Consider the following 20604-nt stretch of genomic DNA (forward strand, 5'->3'; position numbering starts at 1 on the left):
ATATTTGACAAAATGAAGCTCAGAGAGGTTTTAAATAATTATAGCGAGGAACCGATTACACGACAACTGATTTTGTCTATCCTTAAAGATTTTAAACGTCCCAACGACAAAATAAATGAACTCGTAAAATCGGAACTATTAACTACTGTAAAGCGAGGACTCTATGTACCCGGTCCAAAAAGTAAAGTTGCCGCTCCAGAATTATTTTTAATTGCAAATCACCTATGGGGCCCAAGCTATATATCTATGGAGTCCGCTCTTTCCTATTGGGGCTATATACCTGAAAGGGTATATGAAACCAGTTCTATAACAATTAAAAACACACGCGTTTTCAATACAAAAATAGGTAGATTTAGTTTCACACATGCCGACTTCCCTCACTATTCATTTGGACTAAAAACCATACAGCTCACTCCAAAACAATCCATTATGATTGGGTCACCAGAAAAGGCGATATGCGACAAAATAATTACAACTTCTGGGATACTTTTGCGCAGCACCAACCAAGTGATAGATTTCTTAATCGAAGATATGAGAATGGAGGAAGAAAAGCTTAAAGAACTCGACCTATCTGAAATATCCAATTGGATTGATAATTTGCCAAAAAAAAATAGCATAAAAATGCTAATAAAAACCCTATACAGCTTATGATCAAAGAATGGCTACAAGAATATAATCCCCAGACCCAACAACAGACCTATGATGCAATTCGCGAAATCATGCAAGAGATTGCACTCGCAGGACTTCAAAGATCTGGCTTTTTTGAAAAGGCTGCATTCTATGGCGGCACGGCACTTCGTATATTTTATCAGCTAGATAGGTACTCAGAAGATCTCGATTTTTCGCTTTTAGCGATAGACCCAGGTTTTTCCCTTGAACCTTATTTCGAGGCAGTCACAAGTGAATTTAGAGCTTTAGGGATGACGGTCAGCATAAATGAAAAAAAGAAATCTGTGATCTCATCAGTAGAATCTGCCTTCCTTAAATCCGACACAGTTTGGAAAGAATTAGTGTTAGAAGAGGTGATTCCCCAATTGGGCCTCACCAACATGCCGAGTATCAAAATAAAGATAGAAGTTGATAAAAAACCTCCTTTAGGTTTTGTGACAGAAGAAAAGCTTTTGCTTCGTCCGTTCTCTTTTTATGTTAAGTGTTTTACTTTATCGAGCTTGTTTGCTGGCAAGATGCATGCATTATTGTTTCGAAAATGGAAAAATAGAGTAAAGGGCAGAGACTGGTATGATTTAGAATGGTATATAAAAAAAAGGATTCCCTTAGATATCGATCATTTTCTATTACGCGCCAAAGACACAAGTGATTGGCAAGGATCTTCGATCTCAAAAGAAGACATATTGGATCTCCTGAAGAAGAAAATAGAGACAGTAGATATTAAGAATGTAAAAGAAGACATAGAAAGATTTATTCCAGATCATACTGTTCTTGATATCTGGAGTCGGGAATATTTTATACAACTAATTCAACAACTCAGGTTTAATAACTCTTAACATGCAACAATAATACTTGACCACTTAACAACATAATACCATTTCCAGTTATCTTACCAATTTAATATATTTAAATTATGAAAGAACTTCAACTAACCCTTTCCGAGCAAGATCAACTGGATGCATTATTGTTCAGTATGTCCAAATCACCCCAAATAGCCAAAGCACGCAAAACATCGCGATTCATATTTATATTGCTCATGCTGATACTGGCCATCCCGTTTTTCTATTATGAACGTCAACTGGCCATTTTGATTATTGTTTTAAGTGCAATCGCCTTTTTGTTTTTTCCGAAATATCTCGGTATATACTATAAGCGCTATTTCACCAAATATGTCAAAAGCCCCGAATTCCAGAATCGGATCGGTATTCTACACACAATCAGCTTTGAAGATAATTATCTCCAGATCAAAAGCACACAAATGGAGTCCAAATATCAATACGATCAGTTTGAATATATGACCGAAACGGCTTTCGCTTTTTTTATCAAACTGAAAATGGCTGATCAACTGTTTTTCCCAAAACAGCAGATCGAAGATACCGCCGAATTTAAAGCTTTTCTGACAAAGCTCTGCCAACGCCTTCATATCGCCTATCAGGAGGAGCTAGACTGGAAATGGAAATAAGTTCGAAAACGCTGCAGCGATCTATACTATTTAGCCAACGCCCTGATATCCTTGATTTCCAATATATTTTTTACATCGTCACGCTCCACGGCATGAATCATCGCCCGCCCCACCTCATATAGGGACAACACCGCCGAAGGGGCAAAAAATTTTATAATCTTGGCAACAAACGAAAATGGATTGGCATGCTTCTGCCCCGCAACGGTGGTCATTCCGCCCGGCCGGAAATTGTATTCCTTCTTAAAAGGCAATTTCGCCAGATCATTTTCCGTCTTGCCCTTCACCCTAGCCCACATCACCCGTCCCTGTTCGGTACTGTCCGTACTCCCGCCTGATACGTAGATAAAGCTGATTTCGGGATTAATCTTCAACAGCGATTTTGCAAATGCCAATGTCGTATCGTAGGTAATATAACGGTATTTGTCCTCTTTCATGCCTACTGAACTGACACCTGCGCAATAAAAACAGGCATCATAGCCGCTGATCTCTGCTTCAACTTCGGAAAGATTCGTAAAATCTTTAACCAAAAGCTCCTTTAACTTTGGATGATGTATGTCAGCAGTACGACGCGATATGCTCAATACCGCCTCTACCTTATCATTTTGAAGACATTCCAGTAAAACACCTTCTCCGACCATCCCTGTGGGCCCTGTTATTATAACTTTCATCGCAATTCAACTTATGTACCTAGCCCAAAAGGCTACAACTATTATTATTTATCCAGACAAATGGAACACCATGGCATTATATCATGCGCAAGCGCTCTTCCTCCAGGTCAATTTGATAGAGCTGCGAACGGATGAGGTCCTCATCAATCTCCGACTCGCTATTCAATTTTTCCAGATATTCACGCTGCACATCCAACAATTCAATGAAAATCATTTTCGTACGCTCGTTCATCCACGAATCATCCGCAGCATTGACTTTTTCCTCCCAATGCTTCAAAATCCTTTCCATTGCCACCCGATTATGTTCTTCTTGCTCATATTTATCCTTGAGAAACTGATAGACATGCTGTTTTAAACCTTGCTTCATCTGCTGTTTGGCAACCTCTTCGGGCGTCTCGGCAAGCACGGCATCAAAAAGCTTCGTTCGCTTGATCAGATAGGGTAAGGTCAATCCCTGAACCAAAAGGGTAGAGAGAATGACAACAAAGGTGATAAATAGAATCAGATGCCGCTGTGGAATCACAGTACCGTTCATGACCAAAGGAATGGAAAGCGCCGCGGCCAGGGAAACTACTCCCCGCATCCCAGTCCAACCCAATAGAAGTGGCATAAAGAAACGTTGCTTTGAAGACCGCACCCTGGGTGCCACACTTGGACGGAAGATAAGTGTCGCAATCATCGCAGCATAGGCGCTGATCACGCGGGCAAGGATAAGGACTGCTGTCACCAACAGACCGTAACCGATAGCCTCCCGTAGTGAAGTTCCGTTCGCACGCAAACCTGCCACAATCTCAGGGAGATCAAGACCGATAATAAAAAACACTATGCCATTCAGGATAAACACAAAACTCTCCCAGACACTCAGCCCCCGCACACGACTGGTACTATTCAGAAATTTAAGGCGCTGGTTGGACATCAGGAGGCTTCCTGCAACGACAGCCAGCACCCCAGAACTGTGAAATTGCTCGGCAATCCAGTACATAAAATAGGGTTCGATCAAGGTCAGCGCAATATCTGAAGGGGCATCTGTCGGTAAGCGTTTATGTGCCTGAATAAAAAACCACCCCAACAGGACACCGATACCAACTCCACCGACCAACATCCAGATAAATGAAACCGCTGCTTCCTGCCATACAAACTGTCCCATACCCACGGCAATGAGGGCAAAACGAACAATAATCAAAGAGGAGGCATCGTTCAGCAGACTCTCTCCCTCAAGGATCGCAGAAGTAGATTTTGGAACTTTCACAAACTTCATGATTGCACCGGTACTGACAGCATCCGGAGGAGAAACAATCCCTCCCAGTAGAAAGCCCATTGCGAGTGTGAAACCCGGAATATAATGACTAGCAACCACCGCAACGGAAAGTGCCGTAAAGAAAACCACCAAAAAGGCAAAACTTCCAATAATACGCCACCATTTCTTCATCTCCTTAAACGAAATCGACCAAGCAGCCTCACATAATAAGGGTGGAAGGAAAATCAGAAAAATAACATCCGGATCAATCGTAACAACGGGTAATGTTGGAATAAAGCTGACGATCAAGCCCGCCAAAACCAATAGAATGGGATAGGCTACCCGAAGTTTCGTCGCCAGCATTTCGAGCAACACGATGGCCGTGATCATGGCGATAAATAGCGGGAACAAGTTATGCATAGGCTGTCATAATTTACTGGTCTTGAGACACATCATTAACTCTTGTAAATATCTTAAATGGAAATTAAAAACCACTACTTCCCGCCATATTTTTTACTTTCTCATCTGTACCCTAATTTCTCTATGATTCTGTACCTTAAATACAGCCTGTACCCTTCCTAAATTAGCAAAAAGATTTATTGCCATGTCAACTACAACACTTCAACCGTATTCCATCAGAGAGGTCAACCTCTCTGATCTATCCTTACTAAAAAAGGTACAGCATACTGTGAAAAACAAAAGTCTGTTGCACATGCCTTTCCTACTGCTTGCTCAAAATGAGTCAATAGCTGCCTTTTCCTTGGCTACCGTCTCTGAAGACAATAATCTTACTGTTGAAATTTGCTACGGTGCCGACGTTCCCGAAGAGCTATCAAACGTATTTAAGCACAGGGCACAAACTTATCTTGAACAACAACTATTGACCATGTTTGGTAGTGAAGAATCGTTAAAAAGGGGAATCCGTCATTTCCATGATTGGGTAAATCCAAACGGAAACAGTAAATTAGCATAAGCATGGAGCAGCAACAATTGTATAAAAAAATTGCAAACATCGTAGAGAACCAGATCAAAAATGGCTCTCTGGCCTACGGCGACCGTCTCCCCTCCGTTCGTAGTGCGCAAAAATTGTATAATGTGAGCTTAAATACGGCAAAGAGCGCGTATATGGAGCTCGAGAGCCGGTCGCTGATCGAATCACGCCCCAAATCTGGCTTTTTTGTCAGCCTGGCCGGACAGCGCCGGATGTCTATCCCTTCTATCTCAACGTTTAAGATTGATGAAAAGAAGCAAGATCCCGCGGCTTTGATTGATAAAGTTTTTCACTCGTTGGAGGATAAGGAAATTACGCGATTCTCTTTGGGACTGCCCAGCCCTTCTTTGCTCCCCATTCAGAAGCTCAATAAATGTATCCTGGAGACAGTACACGAACTGCACGATTACGGCGATCAGTATGGACAGGTGCAGGGTAGCCCGACTTTACGTAAAGAGATTGCCAAATGGTCGCTCGTACTGGAAGGAAAAATAAGCGACGATGACCTGATTATCACTTCGGGTGCCATGAATGCCATTTATAGCTGCCTCCGCGCAGTCACGAAGCCTGGAGATACCATTGCTGTGGAAAGCCCCCTCTATTTTGGTTTTATTCAGGCATTTCAGGTACTGGGGTTAAAAACCATTGAGATCCCGACACATCCGATTACGGGTATTGAACTGGACGCCCTGAAAAAAGTGATCCATAAAATCGATGTATGCTGTTTTGTTTCCAATTTCAGTAACCCCTTGGGTGCGCTGATGCCGGATGAACATAAAAAAGAGCTTGTCAAACTCCTGGCTTTCCATCATATTCCATTGATCGAAGATGACCTTTATGGGAATGTATATTTCGGCACCTCAAGACCTAAACCCTGTAAATACTTTGATGAAGAAGGCCTGGTCATGTGGTGCGGATCTGTTACCAAGGTATTGGCCCCAAGTTTCCGGATCGGATGGGTCGAACCCGGACAGTACAAAGACAGGATTCTCAAACAACGACTGGTCCAGACCATTTCACAGCCCGCTATATATCAGGAAGCGGTGGCCAAATTTCTGCAGATCGGAAGGTATGACCATCACCTCAATACCTTTAGAAAGAAGCTGTATAGCAATTATATCAACTTCAGAAACAGTATCGAGACCCATTTCCCTGAAAACACAAAGATGTCGCAACCCGAAGGTGGCTTTGTTCTCTGGCTGGAAATGGATCCAAAAATTGATTCAACGGTACTCTATGATTACGCGCTGAAACAAAAATTGAGCTTTGCCCCCGGCCGAATGTTTACCCAGCATGATCAGTTTAAAAACTGTATCCGGCTGAACTATGCCGTTGACTGGAATGAAAAAACAGCCCATGACCTGATGCGATTGGGACGTTTCTTTAAAGCCATTATCTAAGCTATTAATCCCAGTCTACCTCATCATCATCGCCCGGTAAAATAGGCGGCGGCAATTTATCGGATTTTTCTTCAGGAAATATGGTTTCCTTACCCTCACGGATCAGGATCGCATCGAAAACTTCACCGGTCATCAGGGTGCTATTATTGGACATGAATTCTTCGTTCCCATCAGGGCTCGTCAGCCAACACCTTACCGTGCCCAGACATAAAATGACGGCATCCTTACAGTCCCCCAATGTGAAAGTAATGCCACGGTCCACTTTGTGATCTTCTTTTCTTAGCTCCAAGGTTTTGCTCACATGGTAAAATATAGTATTGCGATCATCTAGTTGAATCACCACACAATATATTTTTATGTCAATTTTAGCTAGCCTTTCATGGATTAAATCAAATTTTCGGAGACCCGCCAAAGGGAGCTGAACCTGAATTTGTTGTCGAGTCTCATCAAAATGTGCAACTGGGTGATTCATAAAGAAATTGCTCCAGCTGACCCGCTTGGAGTACCGGAATCCCCTCAAGGGTAGTACTGATCCATATCCAAGCCGTAAGCTTCCGAGTCCGTGCTCACGGTCGTTGCGTACCGCCGCATAAAGCGCATTCTGTAACCTGAGGTAGGTCGTACGTTCACAGGCGGCTCGCAGCATAGGTTTTAAAATCTGATACAAACGACTGGCAAGATTACTGTTGTACGTAAAATCGAGGCCCGTTAACTTGCTGTTTTCACTTAGAACATAAGCTTCCCCTCGCTTTCGTTCTTTTTTACCCTTGCCGGAAGATTTCTTCATACTACTAAGTTAAATTGGTATACTTTAAAACTACAATAATCGTATGAATTAAACAACAGTTCCTTTAACAACACATAAAACAAAGATCACTTAGCGCAACAAAGTCCCTTCGACTCCCTTAAAGTCCCCTCAAGTCCGTTCAAACACCAATAACATTCGGGGACGTTCCGCACATGCTTCGCACCAGCTTCGGGGCCGCCTCGGGGCTGCTTCGACATTTGGTCGGGGCTGCTTCGGTAATTCATCGGCAACAAGGCAAACAAGAGTCGAAGAACGGTCAGACCAATCCCAACGCTGTCCCGAAGCAATAGCAATGGAATCCCGAAGAATCACCGAACAAGGTCCGAATAGCTATCGAACAAGAGACACTAGACCAACGCAAACGCCTTACCTATCCAGTACTGCATTTACTCGCAGATTGTACAAAGCGAAAAGTACTTTACGAGTGCTTCAACCGTACCTTATATATGGCTAAAGGCTGCTTTGTTCAAGCAACCTTTAGCCATATATTTTATCTTGCGAAATGTGTATACCGCCTGCCCATCGGATGAGCGTAACGGATCCTAATTACTGAATTTTCTGAAAGAATTTTTTTGTCCTATAAAAAGCCAGTAGTCCGATGACACCAATCATCAACCATAGGAAATCAACAATAAATAAATCGCGTTGTCCATCCACAAAAGTCTTCCAAAGCCAATTACCTGTTACCAGACCATTGGCTATCGGGACAATAAATGCCAGGATACTTCCGACCAAAAGTGTTTCGCGATTTGTTCTTCTTATACTTCGACGAACGATGTAATATAGCGAAAGAACTAACCAAGCATAAAAATAGACCCGATAGATAAAATCCTGGTCCACTTTGGGACTAATCTTAATGGCAATAAATGTAATTGCCGTAACTGGGAGCATCGTCAGACAAATCGCCGTAAAGATATTAGCTGCCCAAAAGTTGAATTTACGTTTTCTTGGAATGACATTGTTTTTATCACGGGCAACCAACCAGATCAGAATTCCGGAAATAATAACCAGACAGCCCATTACACCAAGAATAAAATAGACGGTTTTGAGTGGGTATCCACCATAATCACCATAATGCAGGCGGTAGATAATACTTCTGACATAGTCTCCATAGCTTGTATCTGCTAATGGCGATTTCTCTTCAACAACTTTGTTATCCGCGACCTTCACCGTCAATATACCCGATCCTGCAAAGCTTCGGTTAAAATGTGGTTCGAGTTCCATGATAACATGCATATTCGAATCCGCAAAGTTTTTTACAACAATACGTTTAAACTCGCTTTCTGGCCATTTTTTCTTTGCTAGATCTAAGAAAGGTGCAATTTTCACATCCGCCAGCAAGGGTTTATAGCTATACGGATAATTATCATGGGCAGTTACGCCGATATCCTGATACATTTTTTGCTGTTCTCCATTGTACAGTAATTTGCTGAAAGGGAGAACCAAAACAGCGTTGACAATCAGAAATGTTCCCGTAACGGCAAAAATAAACTGAAAAGGAAACCCGATCACTCCCAGGGCAGTGTGCATATCCGTCCACACGGTCTTCCACTTACTAAATGGTCTAAAAACAAAAAAGTTCGAAACCAGCTTATCCCAGTGCAACAACAAACCTGTTATCAATGCGAACAAGAAGATAAAAGCTGTAATACCGGCAACGAGATATCCAAAAGGCGCGATGCCCACACTGATAGGCACCTGATTGAGCTGTGCCAAAAAGTGCAGGCGGAATAAAAACTCGCCCATATCATAATTCTGTGTATAGTCACCTGCTGTTTTATTAGCAAAATTATACATGAAATTCTTCGAATCATCATCGCCCCCTCTACGTTTCCGGCCTTTCTTCTTTTCCGCCTTCTGTTCAGGTGTTATCTTCGACAAATTTTCCTTGTTTAGGACCGTATCGTTTGATGCCGTGTAACCAATATAGGCAGAAGTCCCCTCCCGGTGCATATAGAAGTTGATATCACGTCCATGGAGGTTGGTTTCCCCCTGTAGCGAATCCAGCAGCTTGTCAAAGCTTTGATAATTTTCCTGGTAGGTTTTGTATGACGCGTTATTTTGCCAGGCCGCGATTTCGTTTCTAAAAAAGGCAAATGAACCTGCAAAAAATATCACATACAGCAGTGCACAGATGATAATACCACTGATGGTATGGGTATTAAAATAGATGTTATAATTTCTGTTGTTCATGACTGATTACATCTTTAACAAATAAGGCAACGAAAAAACCGAAGCCAAGAGTAAATAAATTCCCCATATTTTCCATCCGCTTTTGGAGAGAAAGGCCAGGAGCATCAGTACTGCCCAAAGGAGATAACCGGTGAATCCGGCAGTCATAACAACATCCTTTTTCTCAAAAACAGTTGTCAGCAACACATGAAAGGAAAGCATAACAACGTACCCACCGATGAATCCGGCTGTAATCTTCAGAAATCGCTGAAAAGGTGAACTCAGGTATTTTTTATTTGCAGGCATAACAGCAATCAATTAAGAGATCAAAAATTCAATACATAGACTGACAGCATACAGTCCGAGGACATGGTAGGCTGTTAAATAACGATACGGATTCAATAAGACCACTAGGCTCATCATGCACATGACATAGGCAAAAAAAGCAAAGAATCCGGCCCCGAATCCCTGTACATAAAGGATGACTACAAATGGTAACAGTAGCAACCCAATACTCAAGATACGCACAGACTGAGTCTGTGCGCAAAGCTTTTTCAACCACTCCGGTCTATGCTGAAACTTCACTTTCTTACTGCTGTTGTAAAAGAGGTAGGCTCCTATAAGTATGGTTATTAAAAGTGTGCTATACATCGCATAAATGATTTATATAGAATCGCTTAATTAAAATTTGTAGGTTATTCCTAAACGGAAATTACGTCTTGCTTCTACGATATAGGTATAATAATCTACTATACCCTGCTTCTTCATCGCCTCACTCGTTCTAGTAATAGAGCCGGAAGTTAATAGCTTTCTGTTATCTAACAAGTTATTAACCATCAAGAAAATACTATATTTTCCACCTTGAAAACTAACACCGCCATCAGTTCTTATATAATTCTTAAAGTTACTTTCTTTTGTTGTTCCAATAGCACGATCGGACATCCCCTGAACACTACCTGTTAATCCCAAGCCTCTCAATGGTCCATGTTGCAAACGGTAAGTTAACCAGGCATTGGCTGTGTGTTTGGCTGTATTCGGTGTAATATTGCCTATATTTTCCTGTTTTCCATCTTTCGATACTTTGGAATCAGTCAATGCATAGTTTGCGTTGGCACTCAATCCAGGTAGCACTTCACCAGTGATATCAAACTCTATACCCTTACTTGTTGTTTCACCGAGAGCGATTTTAAAGTAATTATTGGTTCCCGCCATTGGATGATCAAGATCATCTGTTAAAGCGTTTTGTCTTTTAATCCGATAAGCAGTTAAAGTGGAGATCCACTTTCCGCCAGCCCATTCCTTTTTGATACCGGCTTCCAAATCATTACCTCTAACAGGTTTAAATGCATTTCCTTCCCAATCAGTACCTGCCTGCGGGACAAAAGACTGATCAAATAACCCGTAAACACTTGTTGATTTGTCTATTGAATAACTCAATCCGACACGTGGTGTAAGCGCTTTATCCGTCCGATCCGCTGTAGCGGTTTTCCCGATGGTTTGGGCTATCGTGTAACGTAAACCTAAAGACAAACGTAATTTTTCTTCCAAAAATGCCATTTCATCATGTACATACAAAGACGAATACGATACAGAGTTGACATAATTTTGGCCTCCAGCTCTTACCTTAACACTTTGGGACCTATCGGGATTAGGAATTGCCGACGCTGCGATCCCATAAACAGGATTATATACATTCAGTGGTTTTGTGACCAAGGTATCTTTTGCCAATACCCCAAAATCACCCCAGAATTTTTTAGTACCAAAGTCAGCACCAGCCAATATACGATGGCGCACATTGCCGGTATATTCTTCTCCTGTAAACGAGAATTGCGCAAATTTGTTTTCACCTGCTTCATCAGCCATATTATAGGTCCGAGACATATCACCGTTGGCTCGCATCGCACTCACCCATGAACTGGTGGCTACCATATTAAAATTAAAATAGGCAAGCTGTCCATGGAAATTCCATTTGGAATTTAGTTTTCGATCAAAATATAGGTATGCACTGTGATCTTTTATTTTGTTTGGTGCGAATGAAGGATCTCCAGCAAAGAAATCATTCGAAATACCCGGATCGGCAAATCCTTTTGGCGAAAATGCATAATTACCGTTCGACAGGTACTTCGAACCTTGATAGGTATATTCAAATGTCAGTGAAGTCAATGAATCCACCTTATACGTCAAGACAGGAGCAATTACAACACGATCACTATAATTATATTTTGTATAAAAATCTTTCTGCTGACCAGCGACATTAAGGCGATAAAGTAACTTACCATCTTTCCTTAATTTACCGTCCAAGTCAACTGCTGCACGATAGGTACTAAAACTACCGGTATTGAGTGTCACAGAACCTTTCGTGTTTCCGGTTGGCTTTTTGGTAACGACATTATAAAATCCTCCCGGCTCACCGTTTGAAAGCATAAATCCGGCAGGCCCCTTCACAAATTCAATACGTTCGATCATGCTTGCATCTTCGGCTGTAGGTCCCCATGAAGCCTCGATATTCATACCGTTACGAAAAGCTGGAATCTTGGATCCGCGCATACGGATATTGGCATATTGATTATCCCAGTGTCCCTGACGTGTTGCACCGCTGATATTACGTGTGATCCCGTCGACAATGTCGAAAACCTGCTGATCAGCCATGAGGTCAGAAGAAATAACCTGAATATTTTGGGGTAACTCCAGGATCGGTGTTTTAAGACGCAATGACCCGGATATACTATCAAACTTATAATGCTCATAGTATTTACCGTAAACGGCCACTTCATCGATCGACTCGGATTGGTCTTTCATAATGATGGGGCCTAAATGTGTTTCTTCGTCTTTTACGATAACCTCCATGGAATGTTTACCATAGCCGAAAGATTTGATTTCCAAGCGGTAAGTCTTGGCAGAAAGTCTATCAAAAATAAAGCGCCCCTCAGCGTCTGTACTGGTGGTCACCCCTGTAGGCGATAGTTTAATTGTTGCGCCAGAAATAGGTTCGGATTTTTCATTTACAAGGGTCCCCTCAATCTTCAAGTTGCTCTGGGCCTGAGCCATCGAAAAAATTGAACTGATCATCGGAATCGCCAAAAAAGATAAAGTTTTATTCATTTGTGTTTCAATAGTAGATATGTAATAAAGGATGGATTCATTTAAATGTGGGATTTAGAATGAATCCATCCAAGTTGTAGGTATCAACGATTTATTTTACTTCAAAAAATGTTGTGCTTCCCTGCCAAGACGAAGCGTAAGGCTTCCCGCCGTGCTCACCGGCTTTTTCAACAAAAGTACTTGCTTCAAGCACATAGGCTCCTGACCATAGCGCATCGAATGTTACCACACCATTGACATCGGCTACAAATTCTTTTCCCCAACCTGTGGATGAAAAAACAGATACTTTGGCATGGGGAACGACTTTTCCTTCGCTGGTAACCTTCGCCTGCAGACTGGCACCTTTTTTTGCATTGGCTGAGTTCTGTAGCTCAACCTGAAGCGGATTTTTTATCGCGCTATAGTCCAATTTGCCTGATTTGCCAACGATAACGGGTACTAATGACGAAAACTCATATTTCGTCTGCCCACCCAGGTCTTTTGGGGCTTTTACGACAGATAAAAAGTAGGTTCCTTGTTCGGCAGGTTGGAATGAACCGCTAAAATGATCTCCTTTATTGGTCAGTTGTACCTGCACAGGTGCCTTTCCGGGCGCATGCAATAACAGGGTAAAATCCTTCACGTCCGAATACCATTTTTCAATGAGATCTCTTTCATTGGTTACATATTCACCATAATAGACCTTGATTTCATGGGATTGGTTAACTGCACCATAGGGCGCTGATTCTATCCAAAGTGCGTGCGCATAGCTGCTGTTACAGTAAAACAATACTGCAAGAAATGTAAAAAGCGAAACTAAAATTTTCATAATATGTTGATTGATGCGTATAGTTCTGCAACTTATCAGGAAAGCTTCTACTCGTCAAAAACGAGCGTCAAACGAATAAAATCATTAAAATTCGCTATCTTGCAAGTCCTTCCATGTCCTTTATCGGAAGCAACTGAAGCAGTTAACTGCTCCGGCCACCTATAGACAGTTGCCGCTGTCTGTAGATTTTTGCCATGTAATAGATTGCCGTCTATTACATGGTATTTGCTCCGCAATCAATCTGACCATAGCTTTAAAACTATTTAGACTGATTAAAAACAGAGCAAATATAAAAGGAATTCTTTGGATATCAAGGATATTTTACATTTTTCGCAGATTGTACTGGATTTCCCTTCCGAGGTATCGCCGGCCCGGCCCATTAAAACCACAAAAAAGCAACACATCGTGTCCTGCGCTTGTCATTCAGCCTTACTGACAGATGACAGGTCCATTTATACAAATCGGTATTGGAAGAAGAGCAGCCTGGGTTTTGTCTAATGCCCGGCATTGGGGAGGCTAAGAAAGGGCGCCCTCCACACTGTTGATATGGGCAATATCAAATAATTCTGTTTCCTGATAGCGCGTGGCCACATGAAGCTTGATATGCTCACAATGAGGCTCGAATGTTGCATGAACAAGGTCAACCGTATTATTTTCACCAGAGAGGTGTGTTAAAATTAAATGCTTGAGGCGATCTGTCCTATATTGGTTAAACAGTTCGACGGCAACGCGATTGGAGAGGTGCCCCCATCCGCTGCTGATTCTATTTTTCAAAAAATAGGAATATCGCCCGGTACGTAGCATATCCTCATCATAATTGGACTCCAACAGGAGGATATCTGAATGCTGAATCACTTGCTGTACGTTTTCGCAGGGTCTTCCAATATCCGTCAATACACCAATATTATGAACACCATCCGAAACAAGGAAACTACAGGGTTCTTTTGCATCATGGTATTTGGGAATTCCATAAATCTTAAGGCCACCGATTTCAACTTCTTCATTTGGCGCGATGATATGAACCAGATGGGAAGGTAAATGCAGGCGGGATCCGTCATAACTCCCTCTTGTGATATACACGGGTAAATTGTACTTTTTAGCGAAAACAGATAATCCGCGAATATGATCTGAATGCTCGTGTGTGATGAAAATTGCCTTGATCTGGGTAGGAATAATACCCAGATTATACATCCGGAGGTGAATATGCTTGCTGTTGATACCGGCATCTATCAAGATGGCCGAATCATCTTTGGCTATATAGTAACAGTTTCCATTACTACCGGAGGCTATCGCACAGTATTTCATTCGCGTATACTAATTTATGAGGGTATTTTTGTTCACTGCGTCAAAGATACGAAAAACAAAAACACGCAGTAAGGCCTTAACATTCCGGCAAACTCAATGGAATATTGACTGCCAGGCCTCCGTCTGCCGTTTCTTTATATTTGGCATTCATATCCAATGCTGTTTCCCACATGGTTTTAACAACGGTATCCAAGCTTACTTTGGCCTTATCAGGATTGGATTGCAGCGCTAGCTGAGCCGCAGTAATGGCTTTTATCGCTCCCATCGTATTCCGCTCGATACAGGGGATCTGTACCAGCCCGCCGATCGGATCGCAGGTCAATCCGAGGTGGTGCTCCATCGCAATTTCTGCCGCCATCAGTACCTGACGTTGTGATCCACCCAATACCTCTGTTAAAGCACCGGCGGCCATGGCTGAGGATACGCCAATTTCTGCTTGACAGCCACCCATGGCCGCCGAAATTGTCGCATTCTTTTTAAAGATGGATCCGATCTCCGAAGCGGTTAGAATAAACTGAACGATTTTATTTTCCCGCATGCCGTCATGGAAGGTAATAAAATACTGCAAAACGGCCGGTATAACTCCTGAAGCACCATTGGTAGGCGCTGTAACGACACGGCCGAAAGAGGCATTTTCTTCATTGACGGCGAGGGCAAAACAACTCACCCAATCCAGGATATATTGAAAATTCTGTCCGCCTTCACGAATCGCCATCACCCATGACTCATAATCCTGATAGCTCCGCCCCTGCATCAATTTTTTATTTAGTTTCGCTGCCCGGCGCTCTACGTTCAAGCCTCCCGGTAACGTACCTCCAGTGTGACAGCCCCGGTAGATACATTCATAGATCGTCTTATAAATATTCAGTACACCAGCAACTGTTTCATTTTCCTCACGCCAAGCGCATTCATTTTCTAGAACGAGTTCCGATATTTTAAGCCCTGTTTTCATCGTCCAGTGCAGCAGTTCCTGTGCAGTATCTATCGGAAAGGGAAGATCTACTTCGGACAGAACACTCTCGGTATCATTTTCCTGAACGACAAAACCGCCCCCTATGGAATAATAGGTCTCGGTAATGGCCTTACCACCTGACAGAAAGGCCTGAAATGTAACGGCATTCGGATGGAAGGGCAGACTCTCGGCGTACAGGAAAAGGAGATCCTCCTGATAGGAGAACGGAACGGTACGTTTACCGGCCACTTCCAGCTGGCCTACACTTTTGATATGGGCCACCTTTGGTGTCACATGGTCAACATCGAAGGTAACGGGGTCGTCTCCGCTCAAGCCAAGCAGAACAGCAATATCCGTACCATGGCCAGCACCGGTTTTGGCCAAAGATCCATAAAGCAAAATCTTGACCTGCTCCACCTCATTCAATACACCTTTTGCCTGCAGGACATGGGTAAATTGTTGGGCGGCACGCCAAGGCCCCAGGGTATGCGAACTGGATGGTCCGATACCAATCTTAAACATATCAAAAACGGATATTTGTTCTTTGCTCATAATCTCAATTGTTGCGGTTAGCTCGTTTTTCATAGCTTTTGTGAAAACCGCATCTAAATTAGCACAAATAACCGTACAATGTTACCTGTATTTACATTATTATCATTTTGAAAACCAAGCTGTCATTCTTTTAACAAGTATCCAACAAACATCTTACATTTTTTAGCGAAAAAGTAAGAAATGCTTCCCTATCTTTGTTGGCTACAATTTATAGCATGACGGGAAAAACATATTTATATTCTTTTTTTGCCTTTTTTATCTGTTTATTTTCGATCAGAACATATTCCCAACAGCTACCTAAACGGGAGTTTCGTGGTGTATGGGTAGCTACCATCGGTAACATAGACTGGCCTTCTGTCAAGGCCAGTAACAATGTAGCATTGCAAAAGCAGGAATTTATCGACCTGCTTGACCAGCATCGAAGCGCTGGCTTAAATGCCATCATCCTGCAGGTACGGCCTGCGGCAGACGCCTTCTATGCAAAAAGCAGGGAACCCTGGAGCCGCTATTTAACCGGAAAACAAGGGCAGGCGCCGACCCCGTTCTATGACCCTTTACAATTTGCAATTGAGGAAGCACACAAAAGAGGAATGGAATTACATGCCTGGTTCAATCCTTATCGTGCTTCGACAACATTGAATCCTGCACACTTCTCCGATGACCATATTACCAAACGTCATCCCGAATGGTTCTTTACCTATGCTGGAAAAAAGCTTTTCAATCCGGGGCTACCGGTTGTCCGCAGATATATTATTGATGTCATCATGGACGTTGTTAAAAATTACGATGTTGACGGTATCCATTTTGACGACTATTTTTATCCTTATCCGGACAGTCGCAATACATCCGTACCGGATCAGCTGACCTTCGCCCAATACAATAATGGGATTGAAAATATTGAAGACTGGCGACGCAATAATGTGAACATGCTTGTGCGCGACCTTGGTATTGCGATCAAAAAAATAAAGCCTTATGTTAAATATGGCATCAGCCCATGCGGTGTATGGGACAATAAGGAAAACAATAGCATCGGTTCGGAAACCCGTGGTTTAAGTGCGTATCGCGAACTTTATGCGGACGGTGTAAAATGGATGCAGGAAGGCTGGATCGATTACATCAATCCGCAGATCTACTTTCCTTTTAAAAATCGTGCCGCGGCTTATGAAATATTGGTATCCTGGTGGCAACGGCATACCTATGGGCGGCATTTTTATGTCGGGCACGGTGCTTACAGGGTAACGGAAAATAAGATGGGGTGGACAGACAAAAGCCAGATTCCGAGACAGGTACGTCACCTGCGCGAAGAACATGATGTCGAAGGAAGTATATATTTCAGTTCCAAATCACTCACCGACAACCTGGTCGGACTGCAAGATTCCATGCGTAATGACCTTTACCGTACTCCTGCTCTACCACCGACAATGCCCTGGCTGGATAGCATTCCGCCAAATGCCCCTTTTGGCTTGCTGGTAAAATCGTCCGGCAATGGGAAAATGAACACGCTATTTTGGCAGAAACCGGATGCGGCGAGCGATGGTGAATCTGCCTATGGTTATGTTGTTTATCGCTTTGCAGTAGATGAACGCGTCAATATCAAGGATCCCGGAAAAATCATTTTTATCACTTACGATGCCGATAAACTTCAGTATACAGACAATGACATCAAACAACATCAACAGTACAAGTATGTCGTCACAGCAATAGACCGGATGAAAAATGAGAGCCGCCCTTCGGATAGCAGGGAGGCAAATGAAGATACGTAGGGACAGGTCGAGCGATGCATTGAACAGAAGAGGAGTAAAAGAGGAACCCTCCCGAATTGCACAGCTGTTGTTGGCTCAGCGATTCAGGAGGGTTCTTTTATTTTAGTATGATTTTAAAGCAATGCTATTTGCCCTGTCCGTATTTGAATTTTTTGTTGATGGTAACGGGCAGTTTTCCTTTCGGGGTATTCTGTCCCAACAGTGTTTCGGCAGCAGCCTTCTGCATAAAAGCATCATTTTGGTAAGCCAATAAAATTGTCTTTGCTTTCTTCGAAGCTTCAACACCATCTAAGGCATATACGTTTGTAAATAGCGTCAAAATGGATTTTTTCGCAAACTTCTTCATCAGGTCCTGCACATTTTCATTCAACTGTATGGTAGGGCGCGGACGTAGTCGCGTATCGTGTACTGCGATAATGAATTGTTTGTTTTTCTTGATCTCTTTTACAAGACGTTTCTTATCATCTTTACTCAAGCTGTCCGGTACAAAATATTGCGTTTCGTTTGTCAGCGCAGCTGCAAGTTGATCTTGGAATGTTTGATTGGTAGAAATACCGATATTGATAATTGCTGTAGGCAGTTCTTTTTTAAAGGATTTCAATTTCTCTGTCGAGTTAAGCGCCGTAATGGCAGCCCTGGAAAGTTCGTCAATCAATTGTACCGCAGATGCACGGTGCAAATCGGCATACAGATTCTGTTGTGGGGTAGCCTGATATTTATCCAATCCCAACCATAGTTTGGCAGCCAACACCCTTTTCACGCGCGCATCAATATCCGCCTGTGAGATACGGCCTTCTTCGATCGCCTTAAGAATAAGATCAATGGCCCGTTTACTATTTTCGGAAACCTCAAGGAGGTCATGTCCGGCAATGATGGCCTGTACATCCGCCTCACCGTTCGGAAAGAATTTTTTGACACCTTTCATATCCATGGCATCAGTGACGGTCAAGCCTTTAAAGCCCAGTTCGTTCCGTAATAAGTCGGTGACGACTTTTTTAGAAATGGAAGATGGCATATTTGGTGTGTCATCCAGGATCGGGATATTCATATGCGCAACCATAACGGCCGGAGCACCTGCTTTAATAAGTTCTTTGAAAGGGTACAGTTCCAGCGTATCCAATCTCTTTTTATCAAAAGGAAGCTGGGGAAGGTCATAGTGTGAATCGACATCGGTATCACCATGTCCCGGGAAGTGTTTGATGGAAGCCAATATACCACCATCCACCATACCGTCCATATATGCTTTTGCTTTTTGGGCGACATTATATTTATTATCGCCGAAAGAGCGAATCCCGATGACCGGATTTTTAGGATTGTTATTGATGTCCACATCCGGAGCAAAATTAAAATGCATACCGATGCGGTGAAAGTCCTGTGCAACCTCCCGTCCCATGCGGTAGATCAATTGATTGTCCTGCACGGCACCAAGCGTCATCTGGTAAGGGAAAGATAAGGTAGAATCCGGCATCCGCATACCCAGCCCCCATTCGCCATCAAAAGTCATCATCAAGGGCACTTTAGAAAGGGATTGGTAGCGATTGAACATGTCCACATGACGTACGGGACCACCCTGAAAAACAACAAGCCCCCCCAAATGTTCGTCCTGAATAACCTGTGCCACGGAATCAATATATTTTTGGCCAAGATTGGTATGTGCCCGCACGAGGAACAACTGCGCTACTTTCTCCTTTGGCGTCAGTGTATTAAATACGGCATCCACCCAATCGTGCTGGGAATTGATGTATTTTACAAAATCTTTCTTGTCCTGTGCTTTCGTAATGGAGAGCGCACCGGCCAATGCCAATAGGCCCAGACTGAATTTTTTGAACATAAATTAGTTTCTATAATGTCTTAAATAGATCACTAATAACGCTATTATTTTGGATAATATGAAATTGTTTTTGCAACAATTTTATATAAACACGCATAAAGATGCATTTTACTCGCAACAATGGAAATTAATAATGTTCGCTTTATTCTAATATTGATGGTTCATCGGAACGCACATGTGGTGCTGGGTTTCAGTTACTCCATACTGAATACTAAATCAAATTATACTTTTTCTCCAGAAAAAGCGTCAGTTCCATCACATTTTCCAATTCACCGATTGCTTCCTTTTTCCACAGCTTATCGATTATCAACAAGAGAAATTGAGTTTCAAGGTCTGGATTTTCATAGTTCAGATCTTGAAAGGCACGATGAATAATAGGTTGCACGGGTTTCATGAACTGTTCGTGCTGCTGTTTGGAAAAGGGATGGTGCGACAGGCGCTCCTGTAACTTCCAGAATAGGGGTTCGGCGGTAACCAATTTATTGGGTAGATTGATCATCGTCCGAAGGAACTCTTTAGGTTCACGGTAAGTCATCATTCCACGGTGATGCGTGAGGACTTTACGGTAGCCTGATTTAATCAAATAAACCAACAGCGCGTCTTTATTACCAAAATGTTTGAATATCAAAGCCTCGGAAACCCCAGCGTTCTGCGCTATTGTTTTGGTAGAGGTATTGGTATAGCCTTGTTCTGAAAAAAGCAGCAACGCCTCTTTCATAATACGCTCTTTTCTACTCAAAACACTCTCTTTCATATACTATGTCGTTCAGTTGATCTTTAATTCTACTGCAAATATATCTAATCTTTCCGTTCAGTTAGGATTATTGTAACTAAAATGATAGTAATTCGTATCAAATAGTCGCATAAATTTGACAAATAAAAAT

General features: G+C 42.5%; 18 protein-coding genes. 6 read left to right on the plus strand and 12 right to left on the minus strand.

Translation table 11 applies throughout. The features are described from left to right. Positions 1-12: 12 nt before the first annotated feature. From D7322_RS02250 to D7322_RS02260, 3 genes are all read left to right on the plus strand, one after another. Positions 13-651, plus strand: coding sequence for a type IV toxin-antitoxin system AbiEi family antitoxin domain-containing protein (locus D7322_RS02250; RefSeq protein ID WP_121120888.1), 639 nt, complete (start codon positions 13-15; stop codon positions 649-651). Next, a complete protein-coding gene (locus tag D7322_RS02255; RefSeq protein WP_121120890.1) occupies positions 648-1505 on the plus strand; it encodes a nucleotidyl transferase AbiEii/AbiGii toxin family protein in 858 nt (285 codons plus the stop codon). The genes D7322_RS02250 and D7322_RS02255 overlap by 4 nt, the downstream gene beginning before the upstream one ends. A gap of 77 nt (positions 1506-1582) precedes the next feature. Next, a complete protein-coding gene (locus tag D7322_RS02260; protein ID WP_121120892.1) occupies positions 1583-2131 on the plus strand; it encodes a YcxB family protein in 549 nt (182 codons plus the stop codon). 26 nt (positions 2132-2157) lie between these two features. Here the strand turns inward: D7322_RS02260 and D7322_RS02265 are convergent, their stop codons facing one another. Continuing rightward, positions 2158-2799 (minus strand): NAD-dependent epimerase/dehydratase family protein, encoded by a 642-nt coding sequence (locus tag D7322_RS02265; RefSeq protein ID WP_121120894.1) that lies wholly within the window; start codon positions 2797-2799, stop codon positions 2158-2160. 76 nt (positions 2800-2875) lie between these two features. Further along, positions 2876-4456: a Na+/H+ antiporter gene (locus tag D7322_RS02270; protein ID WP_121120896.1), complete on the minus strand. Its 1581-nt coding sequence runs from the start codon at positions 4454-4456 to the stop codon at positions 2876-2878. A gap of 184 nt (positions 4457-4640) precedes the next feature. On the opposite strand from D7322_RS02270, the gene D7322_RS02275 reads away from it, so the two are divergent. Further along, positions 4641-5009 (plus strand): hypothetical protein, encoded by a 369-nt coding sequence (locus tag D7322_RS02275; RefSeq protein ID WP_121120898.1) that lies wholly within the window; start codon positions 4641-4643, stop codon positions 5007-5009. A 2-nt stretch (positions 5010-5011) separates the two neighbouring features. Further along, a complete protein-coding gene (locus tag D7322_RS02280; RefSeq protein ID WP_121120900.1) occupies positions 5012-6427 on the plus strand; it encodes an aminotransferase-like domain-containing protein in 1416 nt (471 codons plus the stop codon). A gap of 4 nt (positions 6428-6431) precedes the next feature. Here the strand turns inward: D7322_RS02280 and D7322_RS02285 are convergent, their stop codons facing one another. From D7322_RS02285 to D7322_RS02320, 8 genes are all read right to left on the minus strand, one after another. Next, positions 6432-7214, minus strand: a complete 783-nt coding sequence (locus D7322_RS02285; protein ID WP_121120901.1) for a hypothetical protein — start codon at positions 7212-7214, stop codon at positions 6432-6434. A 567-nt stretch (positions 7215-7781) separates the two neighbouring features. Then, positions 7782-9428, minus strand: a complete 1647-nt coding sequence (locus D7322_RS02290; RefSeq protein WP_121120903.1) for a PepSY-associated TM helix domain-containing protein — start codon at positions 9426-9428, stop codon at positions 7782-7784. Between the two features lie 6 nt (positions 9429-9434). Next, positions 9435-9713, minus strand: coding sequence for a hypothetical protein (locus D7322_RS02295; protein ID WP_121120905.1), 279 nt, complete (start codon positions 9711-9713; stop codon positions 9435-9437). Between the two features lie 12 nt (positions 9714-9725). Continuing rightward, entirely contained in the window at positions 9726-10058 is a 333-nt protein-coding gene (locus D7322_RS02300; RefSeq protein WP_121120907.1) for a hypothetical protein, read from the minus strand. 30 nt (positions 10059-10088) lie between these two features. Further along, positions 10089-12509 carry a TonB-dependent receptor gene (locus tag D7322_RS02305; RefSeq protein WP_121120909.1) on the minus strand — a complete coding sequence of 807 codons (2421 nt, stop codon included), beginning with the start codon at positions 12507-12509 and terminating at the stop codon, positions 10089-10091. 91 nt (positions 12510-12600) lie between these two features. Further along, positions 12601-13317, minus strand: coding sequence for a DUF4198 domain-containing protein (locus tag D7322_RS02310; protein ID WP_121120911.1), 717 nt, complete (start codon positions 13315-13317; stop codon positions 12601-12603). Between the two features lie 516 nt (positions 13318-13833). Further along, positions 13834-14622, minus strand: a complete 789-nt coding sequence (locus D7322_RS02315; protein WP_121120913.1) for an MBL fold metallo-hydrolase — start codon at positions 14620-14622, stop codon at positions 13834-13836. 76 nt (positions 14623-14698) lie between these two features. Next, entirely contained in the window at positions 14699-16126 is a 1428-nt protein-coding gene (locus D7322_RS02320; RefSeq protein WP_121121269.1) for an L-serine ammonia-lyase, read from the minus strand. Between the two features lie 215 nt (positions 16127-16341). Between D7322_RS02320 and D7322_RS02325 the strand changes: the two genes are divergently transcribed. After that, positions 16342-17889: a glycoside hydrolase family 10 protein gene (locus D7322_RS02325; RefSeq protein ID WP_121120915.1), complete on the plus strand. Its 1548-nt coding sequence runs from the start codon at positions 16342-16344 to the stop codon at positions 17887-17889. 124 nt (positions 17890-18013) lie between these two features. On the opposite strand, the gene D7322_RS02330 is transcribed toward D7322_RS02325, so the two are convergent. Then, positions 18014-19720, minus strand: coding sequence for a glycoside hydrolase family 3 protein (locus D7322_RS02330; RefSeq protein ID WP_121120917.1), 1707 nt, complete (start codon positions 19718-19720; stop codon positions 18014-18016). 211 nt (positions 19721-19931) lie between these two features. Further along, entirely contained in the window at positions 19932-20474 is a 543-nt protein-coding gene (locus tag D7322_RS02335; RefSeq protein WP_121120919.1) for a TetR/AcrR family transcriptional regulator, read from the minus strand. Between the last annotated feature and the right edge of the window lie 130 nt (positions 20475-20604).

Source organism: Sphingobacterium puteale, assembly GCF_003627955.1.
GTDB lineage: Bacteria > Bacteroidota > Bacteroidia > Sphingobacteriales > Sphingobacteriaceae > Sphingobacterium > Sphingobacterium puteale.